Origin of the sequence: Streptomyces tuirus, from assembly GCF_014701095.1 — a bacterium.
Taxonomy (GTDB): domain Bacteria; phylum Actinomycetota; class Actinomycetes; order Streptomycetales; family Streptomycetaceae; genus Streptomyces; species Streptomyces tuirus.
Genome location: NZ_AP023439.1, coordinates 5,794,082 through 5,816,662, shown reverse-complemented (window position 1 = coordinate 5,816,662; position 22,581 = coordinate 5,794,082). Strand labels below are relative to the sequence as shown.

Here is a 22,581-nt window from a genome sequence, read left to right as displayed (position 1 = left end):
TTGAGTCGGCCGTCACTCGCGGCGGAGCGCGGCGAGCAGGAAGAGCCCGATGACGACGGCAGCCAGGCCGAGCGCGAGAACGGGGAAACCAGGGCCGGGCATCACGTAGAGCGCAGCTCCGGCAAGGCACATCAGTGCTCCTGCGACTACCAAGGCGATGCCGAAATGCCTTTTGGCGGACAGTCTCACGGTGACGCCTCCGGGAAACATCGACGAACGGGCACACAGCCCCTGAAAACGCCGACCAGACTTCCCGGCACACCCCACGCCCAAAACTTGACGCGTTCCCTACAGACTAGCTGCCACCCCCGACTCTGCCCAGACCCGTCCTCTCGCACCAGGTGAAAACGACTGCGGCGCCCCGGCTCGGTGGTCCCCGGGTGTGCCGCCGTTACGGGCGGCGCCGGTCAGCCGGCGGTGTCCGCCCCGGTCGGGAGCGGGGGCTCCCCGGCAAGGCGTTCCCACTCCTCGTCGGTGAGGACCCTGGAGCGGATCAGAAAGCGCACGCCCTCGGGTGATTCGAGGGAGAACCCGCTTCCCCGGCCCGGGACCACGTCGATGGTGAGGTGGGTGTGCCGCCAGTACACGTACTGGTCGGCGCTCATCCAGAAGGGCGTACCGTCGGCGACGTGGTCGAGCAGCACGTCCGCGGCGCCGACCTGGAACTCGCCGCGCGGATAGCACATGGGTGCGCTGCCGTCGCAGCAGCCGCCGGACTGATGGAACATCACCGGTCCGTGCGTCGCGGCGAGCCGTCGCACCAGGTCCTCGGCGGCCGGCGTCAGCCCGACGCGCCTGGTGCGGGCGGCCATCAGAAGAACCCGAGCTTCTGGCCGGAGTAGCTGACCAGCAGGTTCTTCGTCTGCTGGTAGTGGTCGAGCATCATCTTGTGATTCTCGCGGCCGATGCCGGACTTCTTGTAGCCGCCGAACGCCGCGTGCGCCGGGTACGCGTGGTAGCAGTTGGTCCACACGCGGCCCGCCTTGATGCCGCGGCCGAGGCGGTAGGCGGTGTTGCCGTCCCGGGTCCACACACCGGCGCCGAGTCCGTACAGCGTGTCGTTGGCGATCTTCAGGGCCTCGTCGACCGAGTCGAACGTGGTCACCGAGACGACCGGGCCGAAGATCTCCTCCTGGAAGATCCGCATGTCGTTGGTGCCGCGCAAGATCGTGGGCTCGATGTAGTAGCCGCCCTCCAGACCGGCCACGGCCCTCGGGCCGCCGCCGGTGAGGAGGTCGGCGCCCTCCTGCCGGCCGATGTCGATGTAGGAAAGGATCTTCTCGTACTGGTCGTTGCTGGCCTGGGCGCCGATCATGGTCGCCGGGTCCAGCGGGTCGCCGCTGACGATGGCCTTGGTGCGCTCGACGCAGCGGGCCATGAACTCGTCGTAGATCGACGCGTGGACGAGCGCGCGGGACGGGCAGGTGCACACCTCGCCCTGGTTCAGCGCGAACATCACGAAGCCTTCGACGGCCTTGTCCAGGAAGTCGTCGTCGGCGGCCATGACGTCGGGCAGGAAGATGTTGGGGCTCTTGCCGCCCAGTTCCAGCGTGACGGGAATGATGTTCTCGCTGGCGTACTGCATGATCAGGCGGCCGGTCGTGGTCTCGCCGGTGAAGGCGACCTTGGCCACGCGCGAGCTGGAGGCGAGCGGCTTGCCCGCCTCGACGCCGAAGCCGTTGACGACGTTGAGGACGCCGGGCGGGAGCAGGTCGGCGATCAGGTCGATCACGTACAGCAGGCTGACGGGCGTCTGCTCGGCCGGCTTGATGACCACACAGTTGCCGGCAGCCAGTGCGGGCGCCAGCTTCCAGGCGGCCATCAGAATCGGGAAGTTCCAGGGGATGATCTGGCCGACCACGCCCAGCGGCTCGTGGAAGTGGTAGGCGACGGTGTCGTCGTCGATCTCGGCGATGCTGCCCTCCTGGGCGCGGACCACTCCGGCGAAGTAGCGGAAGTGGTCGATCGCCAGCGGGATGTCGGCGGCCAGCGTCTCGCGCACCGGCTTGCCGTTCTCCCAGCTCTCCGCGACCGCGATCTTCTCGAGGTTCTCCTCGATGCGGTCGGCGATCCGGATCAGGATGTTCGCCCGCTCCGTCGTCGAGGTGCGGCCCCAGCGCGGCGCGGCCGAGTGTGCGGCGTCCAGGGCGAGTTCGACGTCTGCGGCGGAGGAGCGGGCGACCTCGCAGAACGTCTTGCCGGTCACCGGTGTCGTGTCGGCGAAGTACCGGCCCTCGACGGGGGCGACCCAGTCGCCGCCGATGAAGTTGTCGTATCGCCGGGCGAAGTTGACGATGCTGCCGTCTGTTCCCGGCTGCGCGTACACCATGGCGGCTCTCCTCGGTGAAGTGCGGTGCTGCGACGGCCCGTGCCGTCGTACTGCACCGCACTGTGCGACCGCCGGGTTGGCGTGAGGTTGGCGCCGCCCCGCCCGCCCGGCCCGTGCGGTTCGTCCCGAGGGCCGCGGCGAGGCGTCCGGCCCGGGCGGTCACTCCTCCCGCAAGGCCGCAGCGAGGCGACCGGCCCCGGCGGTCACTCCTCCCGCAAGGCCGCAGCGCGGCGTCCGGCCCGGGCGGTCACTCCTCCCGCAAGGCCGCAGCGCGGCGTCCGGCCGCGATGGCGCGACGGGGGTCGCGCGGGTCGAGCAGGCTCAGCGCGTGTTCGTGCACCTCGGCGTCGTACGGGGCTCGCTCGCCGTAGCGCAGGGCGTGTTCGGGGCTGGTGCTCGCCAGCACGGCCGCCCGGACGGACACCTCCAGGTGGGTGCGCCACTCCTCGATGCCGGGCGCCTCGGACCGGGGCAGCAGCGGGCCGCGGTACAGGCGCAGCGCGGTCTCGGTGTCGCCCCGCTCCAGTGCGCGCAGCACCTCGGCCGCGTCGCAGGACACAGGGGTGGTCAGCGCGTAGCGGCGGGTGGCGACACCACCGTCGAGAGCCCGGCGCAGATGGGAGATCTCGGCCTTGAAGGTCGAGGCGGTGACGGCCCGGTCGCCGTAGAGGGCGCCGCGGAGACGGTCGGGTGGGAAGCCGTCAGGCTCCAGGGCGAGCAGCGCCAGGATCTCGACCTGGCGGGGGCGCAGGGGCAGCGGTACGCCGTCGCGGAGCGCCTGCTCGCTGCCGAGGCAGGTGAGGCTGACGGGGCTGGTGTTCCGTTGCAGCTGACGGGGCAGTTCGGTGCGCAGCCGGGACTCGATGGTGGCGACGAGCGAACGCACGGTGGCCATGGCCAGGGGGTTGGACCGGTCCCAGGTGGTGGACATGTCCAGCACGCCCAGGATGCGTCCGTCCGGGCCGTGGACGGGGGCGCAGTAGCAGACCCAGCCGTGCAGGACGGTGACCAGGTGCTCGGCCGAGAAGACGGAGGCGGGGCGGCCGGTGCGCAGGGCGAGGGACAGGGCGTTGGTGCCCATGGCTCGCTCGTCCCACCGGCCGCCGGGTGCGAAGTTGACACGCTCGGCACGGCGGCGCATGGTCGGTCCGCCGCAGGTCCACAGGATGGTGCCGGACTCGTCGGTGACGGCGGTGACGAATCCCGCGTCGTCCGCGATGGCGCGCAGTTCGTCGGCGAGGCCGTCGACGGGCCGGCGCAGCGGCGAGCCGCTCCAGCGGTGCTGCACCCGCCCGCCGTCGGTGACCGGGGCACTGTCCTGGGCCGGATCCACACTGCTCAGCGACCGCATCCAGGACTCGGTCACATCACGGCGCAGCGCCTCCACGCCGACCGGGTTCGATCCCGCCGCTTTCAGCCGCGGCACCCAGCGGGACCACTCGCTCTCCAGCCTGACCCTGCGCCGCCGCAGGTCACTACGGTGTGACATGTGCTTTTCCCTGCCGTAGAACGGGAACAACCGACTATTGTCCGCCTTGACCGCGCCGGCACACCCGTCCGGCCGGGCCTTCGACACCTGTCCGATCGGACAGGTGTCGCATCCGGTAGCGCGCGCATAGCGTGGTCTTCGGTCGGACGCCAGTGTTATCAGCCACTCCGGCGGTGAAATCAAGGTTGCGTCTGCATTGCGGGCTTCACGCCCTTGGGAGGTCGCATGTCGCTCACGTCCGAGGCGATCGTGACGGGCGGGAACGACCCGAGCGGCGACTGGAGCCGCGACGAGTGCCAGTGCGAGCTCCTGGGACCGCAGGAGACGAGCACGGACGCCGTGCGGCAGTCGGCGCGGCTGGCCAAGTTCCATGTACCCGAGATCGTCTTCGGTCCCGGCTCGCTCGCCGAGCTGGGACACTGCGCGGTGCGCCTGGGCGGTCGCCGTCCGTTCCTGGTCACCGACCCCGGACTGATGGCGGCGGGCTGGGCGGACGAGGCGGCGGCCCATCTGAAGCGGGCGGGTCTGCGGCCCGTGGTGTGGTCCGACGTGACCCCCAATCCGAAGGACCATGAGGTCCAGGCGGGATTCGAACGGTACGCCGAGAGCGGCTGCGACGTGATCGTGGGCGTGGGTGGCGGCTCCGTCATCGACGCGGCCAAGGGCGTGGCGATCCTGTCGGGCCACGGCGGGCGGATCCTCGACTACGAGGGCGTGGACCAGGTCTTGCAGCCGATTCCGCCGACCGTGATGGTGCCGTCCACGTCCGGCACCGGGGCGGACGTGTCCCAGTTCGCGGTGATCACCGACACCACCGAACACATCAAGATCACCATCGTGAGCCGTACGCTCGTGCCGGAGATCTCGGTGATCGACCCACGGTTGCTGACCACCATGCCGGCCTGGCTCAACGCGGCCACCGGACTGGACGCGCTGACGCACGCCATCGAGGCGTTCGTGTCCCGGGCGCACAACCCGCTGACGGACATCCACGCCCTGCACGCGGTCGAACTGATCATGGGGAACCTGGTGCGCACCCAGATCGACCCCCGGGACTTCGGGGCCCGCCTCGCGATGGCACAGGCCGCGCTGGAGGCCGGGATGGCGTTCACCAACGCCATCCTGGGGGCGACGCACGCCATGAGCCACCAGGTCGGCGGTCTGCTGGACGCCCCGCACGGCGTCGTCAACGGCGTGCTGCTGCCGCATGTGATCCGGTTCAACGCCGAGGCGTGGCCGGACCGTTTCGTCGCGCTGGGCGCGGCGGCCGGACTGCCGACCGCCGGTGTGCCGCCCCACGAGGTGGCGGCCCAGCTCGCGGACCTGGTGCGGGCCCTGGCGGACGACGTCGGCGTCCCGAAGGGCCTGGCGAGCCTCGGGGTCGCCGAGCGCGATGTGCCGGTGCTGGCGCGTACGACGCTGAAGGACGCCTGCATGGCCACCAACCCCCGGATCGTCGAACTGCGGGACGTGGAGACACTGTTCCGAGAAGCGCTGTGAGGCGGTTCCCGTGAGCGAGCTCGAACAGTCACCCCGGACCGCCGACCTCGGGGTGCTCACCGGACTGCGGTCGGGCAAGCGGTCGTACTACCCGGCCTATGTGCGCTCCACCGAGCGCCTGGAGCGGACCGTGGAGGCCCTCGACGGCATCTCCCGCGCCCTGGTGCGCACGGCGGAGGGCCCGCGCACCCTGGTCGAGACGGTCGTACGGACCGCCGCCGAGCATCTGCGGGCCCGCTGGCTGCTGCTGGCCGTGGCGGACGGCGCGCTGCGGGCCGCCCGGCCCAGGTTCCTGCTCTACACGGACGACGTCCTCATCGACGACGAGACGCTGATACCGGCCGAGGCACGGCACCACCTGGAGCTGCTGCGCACCCGGCCCTGGGAAGCCCAGGGACCCGGCCAGGGCGGCGACTGGGTGCGCGCGCCGATGACTCTGGACGACGAACCGGTCGGCGGGATCGCCGCCCGGCCGGGCGCCGGTGTCGAGGTCGCGGACACCGACCTGGCCATCCTGCGGGTGCTCGCCAACCAGGCCGCCGTGGCGCTGCATCACACGTTCCTGTTCCACGCGGCCACCGCCCTGCGCGGCCGTGCCGACGAGCTGTCCGAGGCTGCCGAGCAGCAGGCCCGGGACCTGGCCGCGCGCAGCGCCGAGCTGGCCGAGACACAGTCACGGCTGCTGGACGCCATGCAGCGGCAGGCGCTGGACGACGAGCGGCGCCGGATCGCGCGCGAGCTGCACGACAGCGTCTCCCAGTACGTGCTCAGCGCGGGCATGACCCTCGAGGTGTGCCGGGCCGAGCTGGCCGCCCTGGGTGGGCCGGCCGCGGACCTCGCCGACCGCCTGGCCGGCGCCAAGGACCTCAACCGGCAGGCCGTGGAGCGGCTGCGGGCCGCGATCTACGCCCTCAACCGGACCTCGCAGGAGCCTGTCGGGCCGCTGCCGGTGATGCTGGAGCGGCTGTCCACCGTGCACCTGCCGATGGATTTCGACGTACGGGTGCAGGTGGCGGGCCGGCCGATGCCGCTGCCACCCGAGGCCGAGCAGTCGATCCTGCGGCTGACCGGCGAGGCCCTGTTCAACTCCGCCACCCACGGCAAGGCCGGCCGGGCCCTCGTCCGGCTGCGCTATCTGCCCGACGCGATCGTGCTGACCGTGTCCGACGACGGCGTCGGCGATCCGGCTCAGCTGCGGCGTGCGCTGCGCCTGTCCAGGGCCACCGATCTGGGCGGACGCCACCGCGGTCTGGCGAACATGGTCGCCCGGGTGGAGGAGCTCGCCGGCAGACTGTCCATCCGACGGTCGGGGATGGGAGGCGTCCTGTTGCGGGTCGACGTCCCGCTGCCGGTGAAGCACGCTGTAGGAGGCAGTGGATGACCATGGAACAGCGGGCGGAGGCGCCCACCGAGGCGCTGCGGATCGTACTGGTCGACGACCATGCGATCGTCCGGCACGGGCTGCGGTCCATCCTGGAACGCGAGAGCGATCTGGAGGTGGTCGGGGAGGCGAGCGCGGCCGGCGAGGCCGCGGCCGTCGTGGAGCGGACGCGTCCGGCGATCGTGCTGCTCGATCTGAAGCTGTCCACGGCGGCGGACACCGAGGGCCTGGATCTGTGCGCGCGGCTGACGCAGCGTCACCCGGACCTGGCGGTGCTGGTCCTCACCACCTTCCTCGACGACGCGCTGGTGGTGCAGGCCATCCATCACGGCGCGCGCGGTTATGTGGTCAAGGATGTCGACACCACGGAGCTGCTGCGCTCCATCCGCGCGGTGGCCCGCAACGAGAGCGCCTTCGACTCGCACGCGGCCGGTGCGATGGTGCGCTCCATGCGCGTCCAGCCCGACCGGCCGCAGTTCACCGAACGGGAGCTGAGCGTTCTGCAGTTGCTGGCCCGTGGGCTCAGCAACCGGGAGATCGGCGCGGAGTTGTACATCTCCGAAACGACGGTGAAGTTCCACGTCCGCAACATCATGCGCAAGACGGACGCCGGCAGTCGGGCCGAAGTGGTGTACGAGGCCAGCAAATTGGGTGTGATCTGACTGTGCGGAGCCGGGGCCGACGCTGTCGCGACCGGCCCGGCTCCGCGCTGTCGGATCATCAGCGGCCGCGTCAACGGCGGGGATCGACGACCAGCCAGCCGCCGTGGTGGGTGCCGACGTGGAAGGGGTGACCCGTGCGGCGGCCCAGGTCGGTCAGCTGCCGCGGGCTGAAGCACCGGACATGTCCGTACGCGGCGGTCGGCTCGTCCTCGTACGGTACGGCCACCACCACGCGCCGCCGGGCCAGCCGCAGCGCCTCCCGCAGGACGGCGTCGCCGTGGTCGGCGTCGAGGTGCTCCAGCACGTGGATGACGGTGACGGTGTCGACCGCACCGTCCGGCAGCGGCACCTGGGCCGCGTCGCAGACCAGTACCTCCAGCATCAGGCCCCGGGCGCCGGCCACGGTGCCGAGCAGGCGCATCGTGCCCCGGGAGAGGTCGGAGGCGATCACCGTGCGTCCTTCCCGCTCGGCGAGCAGCAGCGGCAGGAAGCCGAAGCACGAGCCCAGGTCCAGCACGGAGCCGGATCCCACGAGATCCAGCGTGCGCCGGTAGACGGGGGCGAAGCCCGCGATCGAGGAGTGCACGGCCTGTTCGGGGCTCTGCCAGTACTGTCTGATGCGGGTCAGCGTGTTGCCGTAGAACGTGGTCCAGGCGGGCAGCGGACCGTCCACGCAGGAGCGCACCACTCCGGTGAAGACCCGCTCGAAGACGTCGCTGCCGGACAGCCAGCCGGGCGCGAAGAGTTCCTCGGCGAGCAGTCCGGCGAGGTCGTTGTCGAGTTGCTCGGGACGCATGCGGTGGCTCAGTTCGATGCGGCGGCCACGGCGGCGCAGGACGAAGTGCTCGGTGCGGACGATCGGTTGGGGCGGGACGTCCCGCGCCGCGCGGCCGCGGCGGCTGTCCGGTCCGGACGGCGCCTCCTCGGTGGTGCGATGGTGGTGGACGACCCGGACCAGGTGGTCCGTGTAGAGGCCGGGCGCGCTCGGCGCCAGCGGGTCGATGCGGCGCGCGGCGACGGTGCTGTGCGGGCTCGGGACACTCACGACGACTCCCCCGGACGGTATGAGGTGTTCATCGGCCCGACGCCTCCGCCGCCATGCGGTGGGCGGTGCGTTCCAGGCCGGCCAGGTCGGCGACCACCTGCACGCGGTCGCAGTGTTCGGCGTAGGCGGGCAGGTCGCAGCTGCCCAGACCCCAGGAGTAGCGGGGTTCCGGAGTCAGCCAGAGGGTCTGGCGCACCCGGCGGGTGATCTCGGCGAACGCCTCGGTCCGCGGCGGGTTTCCGTTGCCGCGGCCGTCGCCGAGCACCAGGAGCGTGGTCCGGCGGCCCAGCGCCGGGGCGTGGTCGCTCAGCAGCGTCTCGAAGGTCCTGCCGTAGTCGGAGGTGGCGTCCACGTCCAGCAGACCGCCGGCCGGCAGCCCGTCGAAGACCAGCCCGAGCGCCCGCTCCAGGGGATGTTCGGCGAACAGTTCGGTGATCTCGGTGGGCTCGTCGACGAAGGCGTACGACCTCACCTGCCCGAACAGGGACTGCAGTCCGTGCACCAGGTGCAGGGTGAAGCGGGCGGTGGCCCGCACGGACAGGGAGACGTCGGCGAGGACCATCAGGCGGGGCCGGTCCTCGGCGCGGGTGACGGTGACGGGCCGGAACGGTACGCCGTCGTAGCGCATGTTGTGCCGCATGGTGCGGCCCGGATGGACGCGCCCGGCGGGCGTGATGCGTCTGCGGCTCGTCAGGGCGCCGCGCACGGTGCGGCCGACCCGGCGCAGTGCCTCCTCCAGCTGGACGCGTTGGTCCTCGTCGACCGTTTCGAGACGGGCGCGTTCGGCGATCCGGGCGGACTCCACGGCCACCGACTGCAGTTCGGCCAGCCGGTCCAGATGACGTTTGAGCAGTTCCGGCAGGTTCTCGACAACACCCGTCAACTGGTGGCGCAATGCGTGCAAGTCGTCGGCGTCAGGGTCGTCGTCCTCGCCGGCGAGCCAGCCGAGCAGGGCGTCGTGCTGGGCGACGGTCAGGGTGGTGTCGATCGGCTGCCCGGACGTCGCCGCCAGCCGTCCGGGGACGCCGGCGCCGTGCAGCCGCTCGGTCTCCAGTTGGACGGACGGGGTGTCGTCACGCCCTCCCGTGGCACCGTCCTTCGACAGGACGATCTCGTCGGTCATCGAAGCCAGGTCGATCTTGTTGGCCTCCTGGTGCAGGTTGTACTGCTGGGCCAGGTCCTGCTGGTCGAAGAAGTCGCGGATGTCGGCCGGCTTCCCGTGGCTGTGGCCCTGCTGCGGGGTCTCGGAGGGCTCGTCGGAGACGGTGAACGACTCCAGTTCGCCGGTGTCGGTCAGGTCGTCGTGCTCGTGGCCGTGCCCGTGGCCGTCGGCGGCGCCGTCCACCGGGCGCAGCGAGAAGAACGCCGCGAACAGGTCGTCGAACAGCGCGTGGTCGCGGCGGTCCTTCACCAGCGTCATGCGCAGGGCCTCGCGCAGCGTCTCGCGCTCGCCCAGCACACCGGGCTGGGCCGCCCCGCGCATGGCGTCCATCGCCTCCGCCACGGAGACCCGCAGGCCGAACAGCCGCAGTACGCGGACGAATCGGTGCACGCCGGCTTCCATGCACGCCTCCCGGATCAGTCGGTGCGGCGCCGCGCGACGGCGGCGAACGAGCGGGCGCCCTGGCCGGTGCCCGTGGTGGTGCGGTGCGTCGGACCGGCGCCCGGGGCGCCGTAGTAGCCCTCGTCGTGCCGGCCCTGCCGGTCCATGGCCGCCCGCACCGTGCGCCCGTCGGGCTCCTGTGGCTCGTCGTGCCCGGGAGCGTGGTGGTGCCCGTGGTGGTGATGGTGGCCGTCGTGCTGGTGGCCGGGTTCGGGCAGCGTGCGGTTGGGGTCGACCAGGCGGGGCAGCACGTCCAGCGCCCGGTGCAGGTCCCGCTCGTACTTCAGGACCACGTTGGCGGTGTCGGCGAGGATCGCCGGGTCGAGTTCGTCGACGCCGAGCACGGCGAGGGTGCGTGCCCAGTCGACTGTCTCGGAGATGCTGGGGCTCTTGCGCAGCGGCAGCTCGCGCAGGCCACGCACCACATCCACCAGATGGCGTGCGGCGGCCTCGGGCAGGCCGGTGTCCTTGGCCCGGACGATCTCCAACTCCCGCTCCGAGTCCGGGTAGTCGAGGAACAGGTGCAGGCACCGGCGCTTCAGCGCAGCCGACAGGTCGCGGGTGTTGTTGGAGGTGAGCACGACGTACGGGGGGACCTTCGCGGTGTACGTGCCGATCTCGGGCACCGACACCTGGTACTCGCCGAGGCATTCCAGAAGGACGGCCTCCAGCGCCTCGTCCGCCCGGTCGACCTCGTCGATCAGCAGGACGGCGGGCTGCTCGCCGCGCACGGCGTCCAGCAGCGGGCGCGGCGCGAGGAACCGGTCGGAGAAGAAGACGCTGTCCTGCTCCTCGATCCGGTGTACGGCGGAGGCCAGGTCGGGCGCGTCGGCGGTGAGGTCGCCGATCTTCTCGCGCAGCATCTGGGTGTACAGCAGCTGCTTGCCGTAGTCCCATTCGTACAGGGCGCGGCTCTCGTCCTGGCCCTCGTAGCACTGCAGGCGCAGCAGCCGGCGGCCGGTGGCGGCGGCCAGCGTCCGGGCGAGTTCGGTCTTGCCGACGCCGGCCGGGCCCTCCAGGAGCAGCGGCTTGTCGAGTCTGGTCTGCAGGTACACGGTCGTGGCGAGCCGTCGGTCGGCGATGTAACCGTGGGCGGCGAACCGCTCGGTGACGTCGTCGACCGAACCGAAGGGGCTTTGGGGTGTGGCGGGCACGGTTCCTCCGTCCGATGGGGCGGGAGCGGGGGGTGACCTCCCAGAGTGCGTCCCCCCGCTCCCGGGTACGAGGTGCTCAGCCGAGCAGGTCGTCCAGGTCGCCGGTCATGCAGTGCTCGACGACGGGTCGGACGGTGTCGAACGTGCACTCCTTTGCGTTGCCCGGGGTGCAGGCGTCGCCGAGGACGTGGTTCGTGATGCGGTCGACGTCCTCCGCGTCGCCCTTGATGACCCTGGCCTGCTCGTAGAACTTCGTCGGGCCCTGGCCGAGGCGGTTCTTGGAGTACGTGTCCTGCTGAACGTCGGTGAACTTCTCCGGAATGCCGACGTCACGCAGCAGCCGGATGCCCGCGGCGAGCGCCGCCTCGGCGGCCTGCACCTTGGTCATGCCGTGCGTGTCGACGCCCATCGCCTCGGCGATGTCCGCGAACCGCTCGTAGTGGGCCGGCATGTTGAACGCCCAGACACGGGGCAGCGCGATGGCGTTGTTGAGGCCGTGGTGGGTGTCGTAGAACGCGCTGACCGCGTGCGAGATGGAGTGGATGACGCCCAGGCCACCGGAGTTGAAGGCCTGCGCCGCGATGTACTGGGCGTACATCATGCCCTCGCGGCCGGCCAGGTCCTGGCCGTTCCACACCGCCTGGCGCAGATGGCGTGCGGTGAGCCGGATCGCGTGCAGCGCGTTGCCCAGCGACGGCTGGAAGTTCAGCCGCGATACGTACGGCTCGGAGGCGTGCGCGAGGACGTCGAAGCCGCACTGGGCGGTGTAGTCCAGCGGGCAGTCGTAGTACAGCGTCGGGTCGTCGATGGCGAGGCTGGCCACCGAGGCGTCGTCGAACGCGACGTACTTGTGGGGGTTGTCGGGGTCGGTGGTGGTGTCGGTGATGACGTACGCCCAGGACGTCTCCGAACCGGTGCCGGCCGTGGTGGACACGGCGATGTGCGGCGGGTTCTTGGGGTTCTCGGACTTGTTGAAGCCCTCGAAGTCGTTGACGTTGCGGCCGTCGTGGGCGACGGAGATGCGGGCGCCCTTGCACGCGTCGTGCGACGAGCCGCCGCCGATCGACACGAACGAGTCGCACTTGTTCTCCTGGTACAGCGCCACGGCGTCCATGACGTTGTAGTCCTTGGGGTTCGACTCGACCTTGTCGTACAGGACGACCTCGAGGCCGTGGTACTTCATCGACTCGACGATCTTGTGCACGGTGTCGCTGCCGCGCAGACCGGTGGTCATCACCAGCGTGCGGCGGAATCCCAGCTTCTTGGCCTCCGGACCGATCAGCTCATGGGCGCCCGGGCCCATCAACGCCCGGGGGAAGGGGTGGAACTCCTTGATCGGGAAGGGCTTGAGAAGTTCTTCGACCTGCATGATCGCGACATTCCTCTCCGCGCGACAAGGCGCGTACAGCGTCGACTGCTCCGTCGCCGGCGGCGCAGGGTCCGGGTGGAGCACGGACGTGCCGGTGTTCGTGGCGTGACTCACCCTCCGGGAACGCGCCGACCGGCGACACCGGCCGCTCGGACGGCAGCGGGGTGCGGACGGAGGGGGCGCGACCTGTCCGATCGGAGGGGGCACGCGGCAGGCACCGGCCCCGGCGGGGGCACACCTGTCCGACCGGTCAGGGCGAGGGCGGCCGGAAGCAGAGTGAGCGGCGCGGCGGCCCGCCCGTAGCGTCAAAGGCGGCCGGTCACCGGGCGACGGCGCCGGCCGCCTTCCCCCTACTTCCGTCTCCTTCAGGAGGGTTGCCATGCACGAGGAACAGATCAGGGCCGAGCTGGACACCGTGAACAACGCCGACGACCTCGTCGAGGAGGTCCTCGTCGAAGAGGTGTCCATCGACGGCATGTGCGGCGTCTACTGACCCCGCGCCATGACCACCCCCGCGAACGCCCCGACGACCGCCCCGACGACCGCCGCGCTCGACATGGCGGTGCCGTACCGGCTGAATCCCTCCGTCGCGCTGCGCCCCGAGCCGTTCGGGGCGCTCGCCTACCACTTCGGCAACCGCCGGCTGTCCTTCCTGAAGGCACCGGAACTCGTCGAACTGGTACGGGGACTCGACCGCCATCCCAGCGTCGGGCACGCCCTCGCCGGCGTGCCCGAGGCCCGGCGGGCCGTCTTCCTGCGCGCCCTGGCCTCCCTGGCCGCCGCCGACATGATCATCCCCCAGCACAGTGGAACCGGAGCGCAGTGATGACGACCCTGCACGATCCCCCGTCCACCGAGCGGGTACCCGCTCTCGTCGAGCAGTTCAAGGGCGGCCTGCACGCCCCGATCTGCCTGACCTGGGAGTGGACGTACGCATGCAATCTGTCCTGCGCGCACTGCCTGTCCTCGTCGGGGCGGCGCGACCCGCTGGAGCTGTCCACGGACGAGATCAAGTCCGTGATCGACGAACTGCAGCGCATGCAGGTCTTCTACGTCAACGTCGGTGGTGGCGAGCCCACCGTCCGCCCCGACTTCTGGGAGCTGCTGGACTACGCGATCGGCCACCAGGTCGGCGTGAAGTTCTCCACCAACGGGCTGCGCCTGACCCCGGAGCGGGCCCGCAGGCTGGCCGCGACCGACTACGTCGACGTCCAGATCTCCCTGGACGGCGCCACCCGCGAGGTCAACGACGCCGTGCGCGGACGGGGTTCGTACGACATGGCGATACGGGCCATGCGGAACCTCTCCGACGCGGGCTTCCGCGACTTCAAGATCTCGGTCGTCATGACGCGTCAGAACGTCGCGCAACTCGACGACTTCGCCGCGATCGCCGACCGCTACGGCGCCCAGCTGCGCATCACCCGGCTCCGTCCGTCCGGGCGCGGTGCCGACGTGTGGGACGAACTGCATCCGACCGCGGAGCAGCAGTACGACATCTACTCCTGGCTGCTGGGTCACGGCGAGCGGGTGCTCACCGGTGACTCCTTCTTCCACCTCAACGCGCTGGGCTCCGATCCTCTGCCCGGCCTGAACCTGTGCGGTGCCGGACGCGTGGTGTGCCTGATCGACCCGGTCGGTGACGTGTACGCCTGCCCGTTCGCCATCCACGACGCGTTCAAGGCGGGCAACGTCCGCTCCCCGGGCGGGTTCGACGGGGTGTGGCGCGAGTCGGCGCTCTTTGCCGACCTGCGCAGGCCCACCACCGCGGGCGCCTGCTCGGGCTGCCCGGCGTACGACTCCTGCCAGGGCGGCTGCATGGCCGCGAAGTTCTTCACCGGCCTGCCGCTGGACGGCCCCGACCCGGAGTGCGTCAAGGGTCACGGCGCCACCGCCCTCGCGTCGGTGAGCGCGGACGCACTGCCGCGCCAGGGCAACGACCACTCGCACCGGACCGTGCCCCTCGGCATGCCCGCGGTGCGCACCGCGCGACCCGACCGCCGCTGCGACGAGAGCCCGTTGGTGGGGCTTCCGACGAACCCGCCCCTGTGATGACGGACAAGGATCCCGAAGGACTCCAGGAGAAGGAGAAATGGTGATGAGCGGGTGGTTCGAGACGGTCGCCGAGGCCCAGCGAAGGGCCGGCAAGCGACTGCCGAAGTCCGTGTACAGCGCGCTGCTCGCCGGCTCCGAGAAGGGCACGTCGTACGACGACAACACCAAGGCGTTCGCGGAGTTGGGTTTCGCGCCCCACGTCGCCGGGTTGTCGGCGAAGCGTGACCAGTCGACGACCGTGCTGGGCGAGCAGATCTCCCTGCCGGTGATCATCTCCCCGACCGGTGTGCAGGCCGTGCACCCCGACGGCGAGGTGGCGGTGGCCCGCGCGGCCGCGGCGCGGGGCACGGCGATGGGTCTCAGTTCGTTCGCGAGCAAGGCGCTGACGGATGTCGTCGCCGCCAATCAGCAGACGTTCTTCCAGATGTACTGGATGGGCTCCAAGGACGCGATGCTGCGCCGTGTCCAGCACGCGTACGAGTCGGGCGCCAAGGCGCTGATCGTCACCCTCGACTGGTCCTTCTCGCACGGCCGCGACTGGGGCAGCCCCAAGATCCCCGAGCGGCTGGACCTCAAGGCGATGGCACGCTTCGCCCCGGAGGCGCTCGCCCGTCCGCGCTGGCTGCTGGACTTCGTCAAGTCCGGCCGCCTGCCCGACCTGACCGCACCCAACCTCGCCGACCCCGGCCGGGAAGCGCCCACGTTCTTCGGGGCCTACGGCGAGTGGATGGGCACCCCGCCCCCGTCCTGGGAGGACCTGCGCTGGCTGCGTGAGCAGTGGGACGGACCGTTCCTGCTCAAGGGCGTGTGCCGGGTGGACGACGCCCTGCGTGCGGTCGACGCCGGCGTCAGCGCCATCTCGGTGTCCAACCACGGCGGGAACAACCTCGACAGCACGCCGGCCCCCATCCGCGCGCTGCCGGCGATCGCGGACGCGGTGGGCTCCCAGGTCGAGATCCTGGTGGACAGCGGTGTGCGCCGGGGCAGTGACGTGGTGAAGGCGCTGGCCCTCGGCGCCCGGGCCGTGATGATCGGCCGCGCCTACCTGTGGGGCCTGGCCGCGGGCGGGCAGACCGGCGTGGAGAACGTGCTGGACATCCTGCGCGGCGGCATCGACTCCGCGCTGCTGGGCCTCGGCCGCTCCTCGGTGCAGGAATTGACCCGCGACGACGTGGTGATCCCGCCGGGCTTCACCCGGACCCTGGGGGCGGTCTGAGATGGCGGCCGGTCCCGCCGCGGCGGAAGGGGCGCAGACCATGTCGGCGCCCCGGCTGGCCGACCTCGCCTGGCCCGACCTGACCGACCGGGCCCCGCTGGTGCTGCTGCCACTGGGCTCCTGCGAGCAGCACGGCCCGCACCTGCCGCTGGACACCGACACCACCGTGGCCTGCGTGGTCGCGGCGCGTGCCGCCCAGCGGCTGCGCGGCGAGGCCGATGTGCTGGTCGCGCCGTGCCAGCCCTACGGTGCGAGCGGCGAGCACGAGGGGTTCCCGGGCACGGTGTCCGTCGGCCATGACGCGCTGCGCCTGCTGGTCACGGAGATCGGCCGCTCGATGTTGCGCTGGGCGGGCCGGCTGCTCGTGGTCAACGGGCACGGCGGCAATCTGGTGAGTCTGGCCGACGCGGTGAGCGGGCTGCGGCGCGAGAGCCGGGACGCGGCCTGGTGGCCGTGTCTGCCGCCGGGCTCCGACGCCCACGCGGGCCACGCCGAGACCTCGATGATGCTGCGGCTACGGTCGTCGGCGGTCCGGCGGGAACGGGCCGTGGCCGGACCGACCGAACCGGTCCATCTGCTGATGGACAGACTGGTCACCGAGTCCGTCCGCGCAGTGAGCCCGTCCGGTGTCCTCGGCGATCCCGCCGGGGCCCGCGCGAGCGAGGGCGAACGGCTCCTCGACGGCATGGCGGACCGCCTCGCCGCCGACATCCGCGCCTGGCGCGTCTGCGCGCGGGGCCGTCTCGGGCTGCCCGAGCGGCAGCCGGCCGCGGCGGGGGCGGAGCGATGACCGGCCGCAGAGTCGCCGTGGTCACCGGCGCCGCCCGGGGCATCGGAGCGGCGACCGTACGCCGGCTGGCCGGCGCCGGCTGGGCGGTGGTCGCCGTGGACCGCTGCGCCGACGACCCCGATGTGCCGTATCCGCTGGCCGAGCCCGGTCGGCTGGACGCCCTCGCCGAGGAGTTCGAGCTGGTGCGGACGGTCCGGGCGGACGTCCGGGACGAGCCCGCGCTGCGCGCGGCCGTCGACGTCGCCGAGCGCGAGTTCGGGGGACTCGACGCCGCCGTGGCCTCGGCTGCCGTCATGCTCGGCGGTGGCCCGCTGTGGGAGCAGACCGACGCGCAGTGGCGGACCCTGCTCGACGTGGACGTCATGGGCGTCACCCGGCTCGCCCGCGCCGCCGTGCCCGCCCTGCTGCGCCGGCCGCAGCCCCGCAGCGGCCGGTTCGTGGCCCTCGCCTCGGCCGCGGCGCACCGCGGGCTGTGGCGGCTGGGCGCCTACTGCGCCGCCAAGCACGCCGTGGTCGGCCTGGTCCGCGGGCTCGCCTGCGACCTGCGCGACACCGGGGTCAACGCGGTCGCCGTCTCCCCCGGCTCCACGCGCACGGACATGCTGCGGGCCACCGCCGACCTGTACGGCCTGCCTGACGTCGACGACCTCGCCGACCGGCAGCTCACCGGTCGCCCACTGGAACCGGAGGAGGTGGCCGCCGTGGTGGCCTGGGCCTGCTCGGCCGACTCCTTCTCCGTCACCGGCTCCGTACTCCACGCGGACGGGGGATTCACGGCATGACGCTCGTACGCTCCCTCGCACCTGCCTCGCCGGACCTTCTCGCTCCTCCGGCGGACGACACGCTTCCCGACGGATTCACCGTCGAACTCGCCGCCGGCACCCACCGGTCGCGGGACGGACGGCTCATGACCGGCGGCTCGCCGCTGCGGCTGATCCGGCTGACCGAGGCGGCCGTCCGCCGCCTCGGCGATGGCCGGTTCTCCGTGACGGACGCCCCGAGCGCTGCCCTCGCCCGGCGGCTGCTGGACGCCGGGGTCGTGCACCCGCGCCCCGCCCGCGCTCCGGACTCGGCTCCGGTGCGGGACACGACGGTGGTGATCCCCGTCCGCGACCGCGCCGACCAGCTCGACCGCCTGCTGGGCGCCCTGCACTCCGATCCGGCGACCGCCTCCCTGCCGGTGCTGGTCGTCGACGACGGTTCCGACGCCCCGGCCGCGGTGGCCCACGCGGCCCGTCGGCACGGTGCCCGGCTGCTGGTGCACCCGTACAACCGGGGCCCCGCGGCGGCCCGCAACACCGGACTGCGGCACTGCGGTACCGCGTACGTGGCGTTCTGCGACTCCGACGTGGTGCCCGAACCGGGCTGGCTGGCACCGCTGCTGGCGCAGTTCGACGATCCGGCGGTGGCGCTCGTCGCGCCGCGGGTGGTCGCGCTGCCGGTGCCCTCACCGGGGCCCCTGGACCGGTACGAGGAGGTCCGCTCGCCGCTGGACATGGGCGCGACGGAAGGACCGGTGGTGCCCGTGTCGGCGCTGTCCTACGTGCCCAGCGCGACGATCGTGGTGCGCAGGACGGCCGTCGGCGCCGGATTCGACGCGGCGCTGCGGGTCGGGGAGGACGTCGACCTGTGCATGCGGCTGCACGCGTCGGGCTGGCGCCTGCGCTATGTCCCCTCGGCCCGGGTCGGCCACCGCCACCGCACTCATCTGCGCAGCTGGCTCGCGCAGCGCGCGGGATACGGCACCGGCGCCGCCGCCCTGGCGCTGCGTCACCCCGGGCAGGTGCCGCCGCTGTACGCCGCACCGTGGTCGCTGGCCACCTGTGCCCTGCTGCTGCGGGGCCGGCCGGTGCCGGTGGCCGCCGCCGCGGTGCTGACCGGGGTGACCGCCGTACGGGTGGCCCGCCGGATGCCCGACGCCGACCGTCCGGCCCGCGCGGGCGTCCTGCTGTCGCTCGCCACGCTGCGGGGCACCGCCGAACAGTTGCTGCGCTGTGCCACCCGCCATCACTGGCCGGTCGCACTCGCCGCGGCCGGCCTCGACCGCCGCGCACGGCGGGTGCTGATCGCCGCCGCCGTCGCCGACGGACTGCTCGACCACCGACGCTCGGGCAGTTCGCTCTCGCCTCTCGCGCACACGGCGCTTCGCCGCCTGGACGACCTGGCCTACGGCTGGGGCGTGTGGCAGGGCGCGGTGCGCCACAGGACCGCCGCCCCGCTGCGGCCACGACTCGCGCTCCGGATGGTGAGCCGCTGGACCGGCGCACGACGTCAGCCCTAGGGCCTGTCGTTCGGATCAGGTCGCAGACGCGGGGCCTGGCACGCGCATCTGCCGCGTTGTCGTCGGTTGTCAACTCCCCCACGCTCGGCTGCGCTCGCGCGGGAGGGACCCCCATCGCGTTGACGCCCTTCTCCGCCTTGCAGCTACACGCACCAGGCCCCGCTCACCGGCATCGAGAAGCACCGCCGATTCCCTGCGACCTGATCCAAACGACAGGCCCTAGCCCCGGCACGTCCCGCGACCGCCAACCTGCCGCCAACCCTGTCCGGCCACTGTGGCCCCCGAGGACGGTCCGCCCCCGGGTGAGCCGTCCCCGGCACCCGCACCTCACTGGAGGATCCGCATGTCTCCCCGTTCCGACCACCAGGTCCGCCCGCAGAGCCCGCACCCCCTCGAGGGCACAGCGCGGCCCGTACCGTCCGCGCAGAGCGGGGACGACCGCCTGGCGTTCTGGGCGGAACAGGCGGCACAGCTGGACTGGGACACCGAGTGGACCGAGGTCCTCGACTGGACGGATGCCCCCTACGCGCGCTGGTTCACCGGCGGGAAGCTGAACGTGGCGTACAACTGCGTCGACCGGCATGTGGCGGCCGGGCACGGCGACCAGGTGGCCTTCCACTGGGAGGGCGAGCCGGGTGACACCCGCACGATCACGTACGCGGAGCTGCGGCGAGAGGTCTGCCGTACCGCCAACGCGCTGCTGTCTCTCGGTCTGCGGGCCGGGGACCGGGTCGCGATCCAGCTGCCGATGATCCCCGAGGCGGTGTTCGCCATGCTGGCCTGCGCGCGGCTCGGACTGCCGCACAGCGTGGTCTTCGGCGGTTTCTCACCGGCCGCGCTCCAGTCCCGTATCGAGGATGCCGAGGCACGGCTGCTGATCACCTCGGACGGCCAGTACCGCCGGGGAAGGGCCGAGCCGATGAAGGCGAACACCGACGAGGCGACCTCCGCCACGCCCGGCGTCGAGCACGTCCTGGTGGTCCGCCGCACCGGCACCGAGGTGCCGTGGACCGAGGGCCGCGACCTGTGGTGGCACGAACTGGTGGACGCCCAGTCGGACCGGCACGCGCCCGAGACGTTCGACGCCGAGCACCCGCTGTTCATCCTCTACACCTCGGGTACGACGGGCCGGCCGAAGGGCATCCTGCACACCTCCGGCGGCTACCTCACCCAGGCCGCATACACCCACCGCACGGTCTTCGACCTCGACCCGGACACCGACGTGTACTGGTGCACCGCCGACATCGGCTGGATCACCGGGCACTCGTACATCGTCTACGGGCCGCTCGCCAACCGTACGACGTCCGTGCTCTACGAGGGCACGCCCAGCACCCCGAGCGAGGGACGGCACTTCGAGATCATCGAGAAGTACGGCGTCTCCGTGTACTACACGGCCCCCACGCTCATCCGGACGTTCATGAAGTGGGGCGAGGACATCCCGGCCCGCTACGACCTCTCGTCGATCCGGGTGCTCGGCAGCGTCGGCGAGCCGATCAATCCGGAGGCGTGGCGGTGGTACCGCGAGCACATCGGGGCCGGGCGGGCACCGGTCGTGGACACCTGGTGGCAGACGGAGACGGGCGCGGTGATGATCGCGCCACTGCCCGACTCCTCTGCGTTCAAGCCCGGTTCGGCGCAGACCTCGCTGCCGGGGATCTCCGCGAAGGTGGTCGACGACCAGGGCAGGGAGGTCGGGAAGGGCGAGAGCGGCTATCTGGTCCTGGACCAGCCGTGGCCGTCGATGCTGCGCGGGGTGTGGGGTGACGACGAGCGCTACCGGGAGACGTACTGGTCCCGGTTCGCCGCGCAGGACCACTACTTCGCCGGGGACGGCGCCCGCTACGACGACGACGGCGACATCTGGCTGCTCGGCCGCGTCGACGACGTGATGAACGTGTCGGGGCACCGGATCTCCACCTCCGAGGTCGAGTCGGCACTCGTTTCCCACCCGGCGGTGGCCGAGGCGGCCGTGGTCGGTGCCGCGGACGCGACGACCGGGCAGGCCATCGTCGCCTTCGTCATCCTGCGCGCGGGCGCAGGGGACGAGGTGGCCACCCAGGCCCTGCGCGAGCACGTGGCGCAGGAGATCGGTCCCATCGCCAAGCCCCGCCAGATCATGGTCGTCCCCGAGCTGCCCAAGACCCGCTCAGGCAAGATCATGCGCCGGCTGCTGCGGGACGTCGCGGAGAACCGGAAGGTCGGCGATGTCACCACGCTCTCGGACGTCTCGGTCATGGAGCGCATCCACACCGGTCTCGCCGATGCGTCCCGGCAGGGCGACTGACCCCCGGGGCCTGTCCTGCGACCACCACCAGGAGGGACGGAGATGGGACACACCAGCACGCTGACCGGCCGGGTCGTACTCGTCACCGGCGAAGGCGATCTCGCGGCCTCGGTGACGGCAAGCCTCCTGGCGCGCGGCGCACGCGTGGCGCTGGCCGGTGCCGACGCCGAGGCGAACCGCCCGGCGGCTCCGCCGGGCTCCACGGTGCTCGCACTGCCCTGTGCTCCCACGGACACCGCCGGACCCGGCCGGGCCGTCGACGCGGTGGTGGAGCGGCTCGGCCGCCTGGACCACCTGGTGAACCTGGTCGCGGCCCACCCCTGTACGGGTGCGCTGATGGAACTGGATCCGCTGGCGCTGCGCGATGTGCTGCAGCGGGACCTGGTGACTCCGCTGACCGTCGTCCAGCGTGCCTACTGGCGCTGGATGGCCACGCACGGCGGCTCGGTGGTCAACGTGGTCGCGGCCATGGGGCGTGGCGGGCCCCGGGACGCCGCCCTGGCCGGTCTGACCGAACTCACCGAGTCACTGGCCGCCGAACTGGCACCCCTGGTGGACGTCCACACCCTGATCCCCAGCCCGTCACTGGGCGCCGAGGCATACCGGGTGGGCGTTGCCGAGGTGTTGTGCGACCTGCTGACCCACCGGACGGATCCCGCCCAGGGCCCGGTGCTCGTCCTGAGCGCGGAACCCGCCTGCCCTTCCCGGGCCGCCTGACCACCGTCGACCGGCGGAACCGACCCTTACCGCAGCCCTCCCGCGAGTCGAAGAACGGACATCTCCGATCAAATCGGCGGCCGAACAGGCCATGAACGAACAGCCATCACCGAAAGGTACGCGCAACCCATGCGAATCATCCTCATCGGGCCTCCTGGAGCAGGCAAGGGCACCCAGGCCGGTGCACTCAGCGAGCGGCTCGGCGTCCCCCACATCTCCACCGGAGACCTGTTCCGGGACCATGTCGCGCGCCGGACCCCGCTCGGGCAGGACGCCCAGCACTGTCTCGACACCGGCGAACTCGTCCCCGACCACGTCACCGGCGGCATGGTGCGGGAACGGCTCCAGCGCCCCGACGCCCGGAACGGCTACCTCCTCGACGGATTCCCCCGCACGGTGCCGCAGGCGCAGGAACTCTCCAGCATCCTGGGCGCCACCGGCACCGTACTGGACGCGGTGCTGGAGTTGTCGGCCCCCGAAGAGGTCGTGCTCGCACGGCTGTTGAGCCGCGGTCGGACGGACGACACCGAAGAGGTCGTCCGCAACCGGCAGCGGGTGTACCGGAACCGGACCGCGCCCCTCCTCGCCCACTACTCGGACATCCTCGTGACGGTCCCCGCCGTCGGACCGGTGGCTGAGATCACGGCACGGGCCCTGGATGGCCTGTCCGCCACGGGACGACGGGCCGGGTAGCCGCCGGCCGTGTTCG

General features: G+C 71.9%; 20 protein-coding genes. 13 read left to right on the top strand and 7 right to left on the bottom strand.

What is annotated here, in order from left to right; genetic code table 11:
• Nucleotides 1–407: 407 nt before the first annotated feature.
• The 3 genes from IGS69_RS26650 to IGS69_RS26640 all read right to left on the bottom strand — a co-directional run bounded on the left by IGS69_RS26650 (nt 408) and on the right by IGS69_RS26640 (nt 3,818).
• Nucleotides 408–812: a DUF779 domain-containing protein gene (locus tag IGS69_RS26650; protein ID WP_190903013.1), complete on the bottom strand. Its 405-nt coding sequence runs from the start codon at nt 810–812 to the stop codon at nt 408–410.
• Nucleotides 812–2,329: an aldehyde dehydrogenase gene (adh, locus tag IGS69_RS26645; RefSeq protein ID WP_190903012.1), complete on the bottom strand. Its 1,518-nt coding sequence runs from the start codon at nt 2,327–2,329 to the stop codon at nt 812–814. Before adh ends, IGS69_RS26650 begins: the two co-directional genes overlap by 1 nt.
• 247 nt (nt 2,330–2,576) lie before the next feature.
• Nucleotides 2,577–3,818: a helix-turn-helix domain-containing protein gene (locus tag IGS69_RS26640; protein WP_190903011.1), complete on the bottom strand. Its 1,242-nt coding sequence runs from the start codon at nt 3,816–3,818 to the stop codon at nt 2,577–2,579.
• Nucleotides 3,819–4,043: 225 nt separating this feature from the next.
• Here IGS69_RS26640 and IGS69_RS26635 point away from each other — a divergent pair, with 225 nt between their 5' ends.
• The 3 genes from IGS69_RS26635 to IGS69_RS26625 are packed head-to-tail and all read left to right on the top strand — an operon-like array spanning nt 4,044 to nt 7,361.
• A complete protein-coding gene (locus tag IGS69_RS26635; RefSeq protein WP_190903010.1) occupies nt 4,044–5,318 on the top strand; it encodes an iron-containing alcohol dehydrogenase in 1,275 nt (424 codons plus the stop codon).
• 10 nt (nt 5,319–5,328) lie between these two features.
• Complete coding sequence (locus IGS69_RS26630; RefSeq protein ID WP_190903009.1) at nt 5,329–6,699, top strand: MadS family sensor histidine kinase; 1,371 nt, start codon at nt 5,329–5,331, stop codon at nt 6,697–6,699.
• Complete coding sequence (locus tag IGS69_RS26625) at nt 6,696–7,361, top strand: MadR family response regulator transcription factor (protein ID WP_190903008.1); 666 nt, start codon at nt 6,696–6,698, stop codon at nt 7,359–7,361. The genes IGS69_RS26630 and IGS69_RS26625 overlap by 4 nt, the downstream gene beginning before the upstream one ends.
• 70 nt (nt 7,362–7,431) lie before the next feature.
• Here the strand turns inward: IGS69_RS26625 and mftM are convergent, their stop codons facing one another.
• The 4 genes from mftM to mdo all read right to left on the bottom strand — a co-directional run bounded on the left by mftM (nt 7,432) and on the right by mdo (nt 12,532).
• Nucleotides 7,432–8,406, bottom strand: coding sequence for a mycofactocin oligosaccharide methyltransferase MftM (mftM, locus tag IGS69_RS26620; RefSeq protein WP_190903007.1), 975 nt, complete (start codon nt 8,404–8,406; stop codon nt 7,432–7,434).
• Nucleotides 8,407–8,434: 28 nt separating this feature from the next.
• Nucleotides 8,435–9,958 (bottom strand): VWA domain-containing protein, encoded by a 1,524-nt coding sequence (locus IGS69_RS26615; RefSeq protein WP_232543649.1) that lies wholly within the window; start codon nt 9,956–9,958, stop codon nt 8,435–8,437.
• A gap of 26 nt (nt 9,959–9,984) precedes the next feature.
• Nucleotides 9,985–11,163 carry an AAA family ATPase gene (locus IGS69_RS26610; protein ID WP_190903005.1) on the bottom strand — a complete coding sequence of 393 codons (1,179 nt, stop codon included), beginning with the start codon at nt 11,161–11,163 and terminating at the stop codon, nt 9,985–9,987.
• Nucleotides 11,164–11,239: 76 nt separating this feature from the next.
• Nucleotides 11,240–12,532, bottom strand: a complete 1,293-nt coding sequence (gene mdo, locus IGS69_RS26605; RefSeq protein ID WP_190903004.1) for an NDMA-dependent methanol dehydrogenase — start codon at nt 12,530–12,532, stop codon at nt 11,240–11,242.
• A gap of 379 nt (nt 12,533–12,911) precedes the next feature.
• Here mdo and mftA point away from each other — a divergent pair, with 379 nt between their 5' ends.
• From mftA to IGS69_RS26555, 10 genes are all read left to right on the top strand, one after another.
• A complete protein-coding gene (gene mftA, locus IGS69_RS26600; protein WP_190903003.1) occupies nt 12,912–13,025 on the top strand; it encodes a mycofactocin precursor MftA in 114 nt (37 codons plus the stop codon).
• Between the two features lie 9 nt (nt 13,026–13,034).
• Nucleotides 13,035–13,358 (top strand): mycofactocin biosynthesis chaperone MftB, encoded by a 324-nt coding sequence (gene mftB, locus IGS69_RS26595; protein ID WP_232543648.1) that lies wholly within the window; start codon nt 13,035–13,037, stop codon nt 13,356–13,358.
• Nucleotides 13,358–14,581 (top strand): mycofactocin radical SAM maturase, encoded by a 1,224-nt coding sequence (mftC, locus tag IGS69_RS26590; protein WP_190903002.1) that lies wholly within the window; start codon nt 13,358–13,360, stop codon nt 14,579–14,581. The genes mftB and mftC overlap by 1 nt, the downstream gene beginning before the upstream one ends.
• Nucleotides 14,582–14,627: 46 nt before the next feature.
• Nucleotides 14,628–15,800 carry a pre-mycofactocin synthase MftD gene (mftD, locus tag IGS69_RS26585; RefSeq protein WP_198427728.1) on the top strand — a complete coding sequence of 391 codons (1,173 nt, stop codon included), beginning with the start codon at nt 14,628–14,630 and terminating at the stop codon, nt 15,798–15,800.
• Nucleotides 15,801–15,840: 40 nt separating this feature from the next.
• Nucleotides 15,841–16,590 carry a mycofactocin biosynthesis peptidyl-dipeptidase MftE gene (gene mftE, locus IGS69_RS26580; protein WP_190903000.1) on the top strand — a complete coding sequence of 250 codons (750 nt, stop codon included), beginning with the start codon at nt 15,841–15,843 and terminating at the stop codon, nt 16,588–16,590.
• Nucleotides 16,587–17,372 carry a mycofactocin-coupled SDR family oxidoreductase gene (locus IGS69_RS26575; RefSeq protein WP_190902999.1) on the top strand — a complete coding sequence of 262 codons (786 nt, stop codon included), beginning with the start codon at nt 16,587–16,589 and terminating at the stop codon, nt 17,370–17,372. Before mftE ends, IGS69_RS26575 begins: the two co-directional genes overlap by 4 nt.
• The gene (mftF, locus tag IGS69_RS26570; RefSeq protein ID WP_190902998.1) at nt 17,369–18,871 is read left to right on the top strand and encodes a mycofactocin biosynthesis glycosyltransferase MftF; all 1,503 of its coding nucleotides are present in this window, start codon (nt 17,369–17,371) and stop codon (nt 18,869–18,871) included. The genes IGS69_RS26575 and mftF overlap by 4 nt, the downstream gene beginning before the upstream one ends.
• Nucleotides 18,872–19,214: 343 nt before the next feature.
• A complete protein-coding gene (acs, locus tag IGS69_RS26565) occupies nt 19,215–21,155 on the top strand; it encodes an acetate--CoA ligase (protein WP_190902997.1) in 1,941 nt (646 codons plus the stop codon).
• A gap of 42 nt (nt 21,156–21,197) precedes the next feature.
• Nucleotides 21,198–21,872: an SDR family NAD(P)-dependent oxidoreductase gene (locus IGS69_RS26560; protein WP_190902996.1), complete on the top strand. Its 675-nt coding sequence runs from the start codon at nt 21,198–21,200 to the stop codon at nt 21,870–21,872.
• 129 nt (nt 21,873–22,001) lie between these two features.
• A complete protein-coding gene (locus IGS69_RS26555) occupies nt 22,002–22,565 on the top strand; it encodes an adenylate kinase (RefSeq protein WP_190902995.1) in 564 nt (187 codons plus the stop codon).
• Nucleotides 22,566–22,581 lie beyond the last annotated feature (16 nt).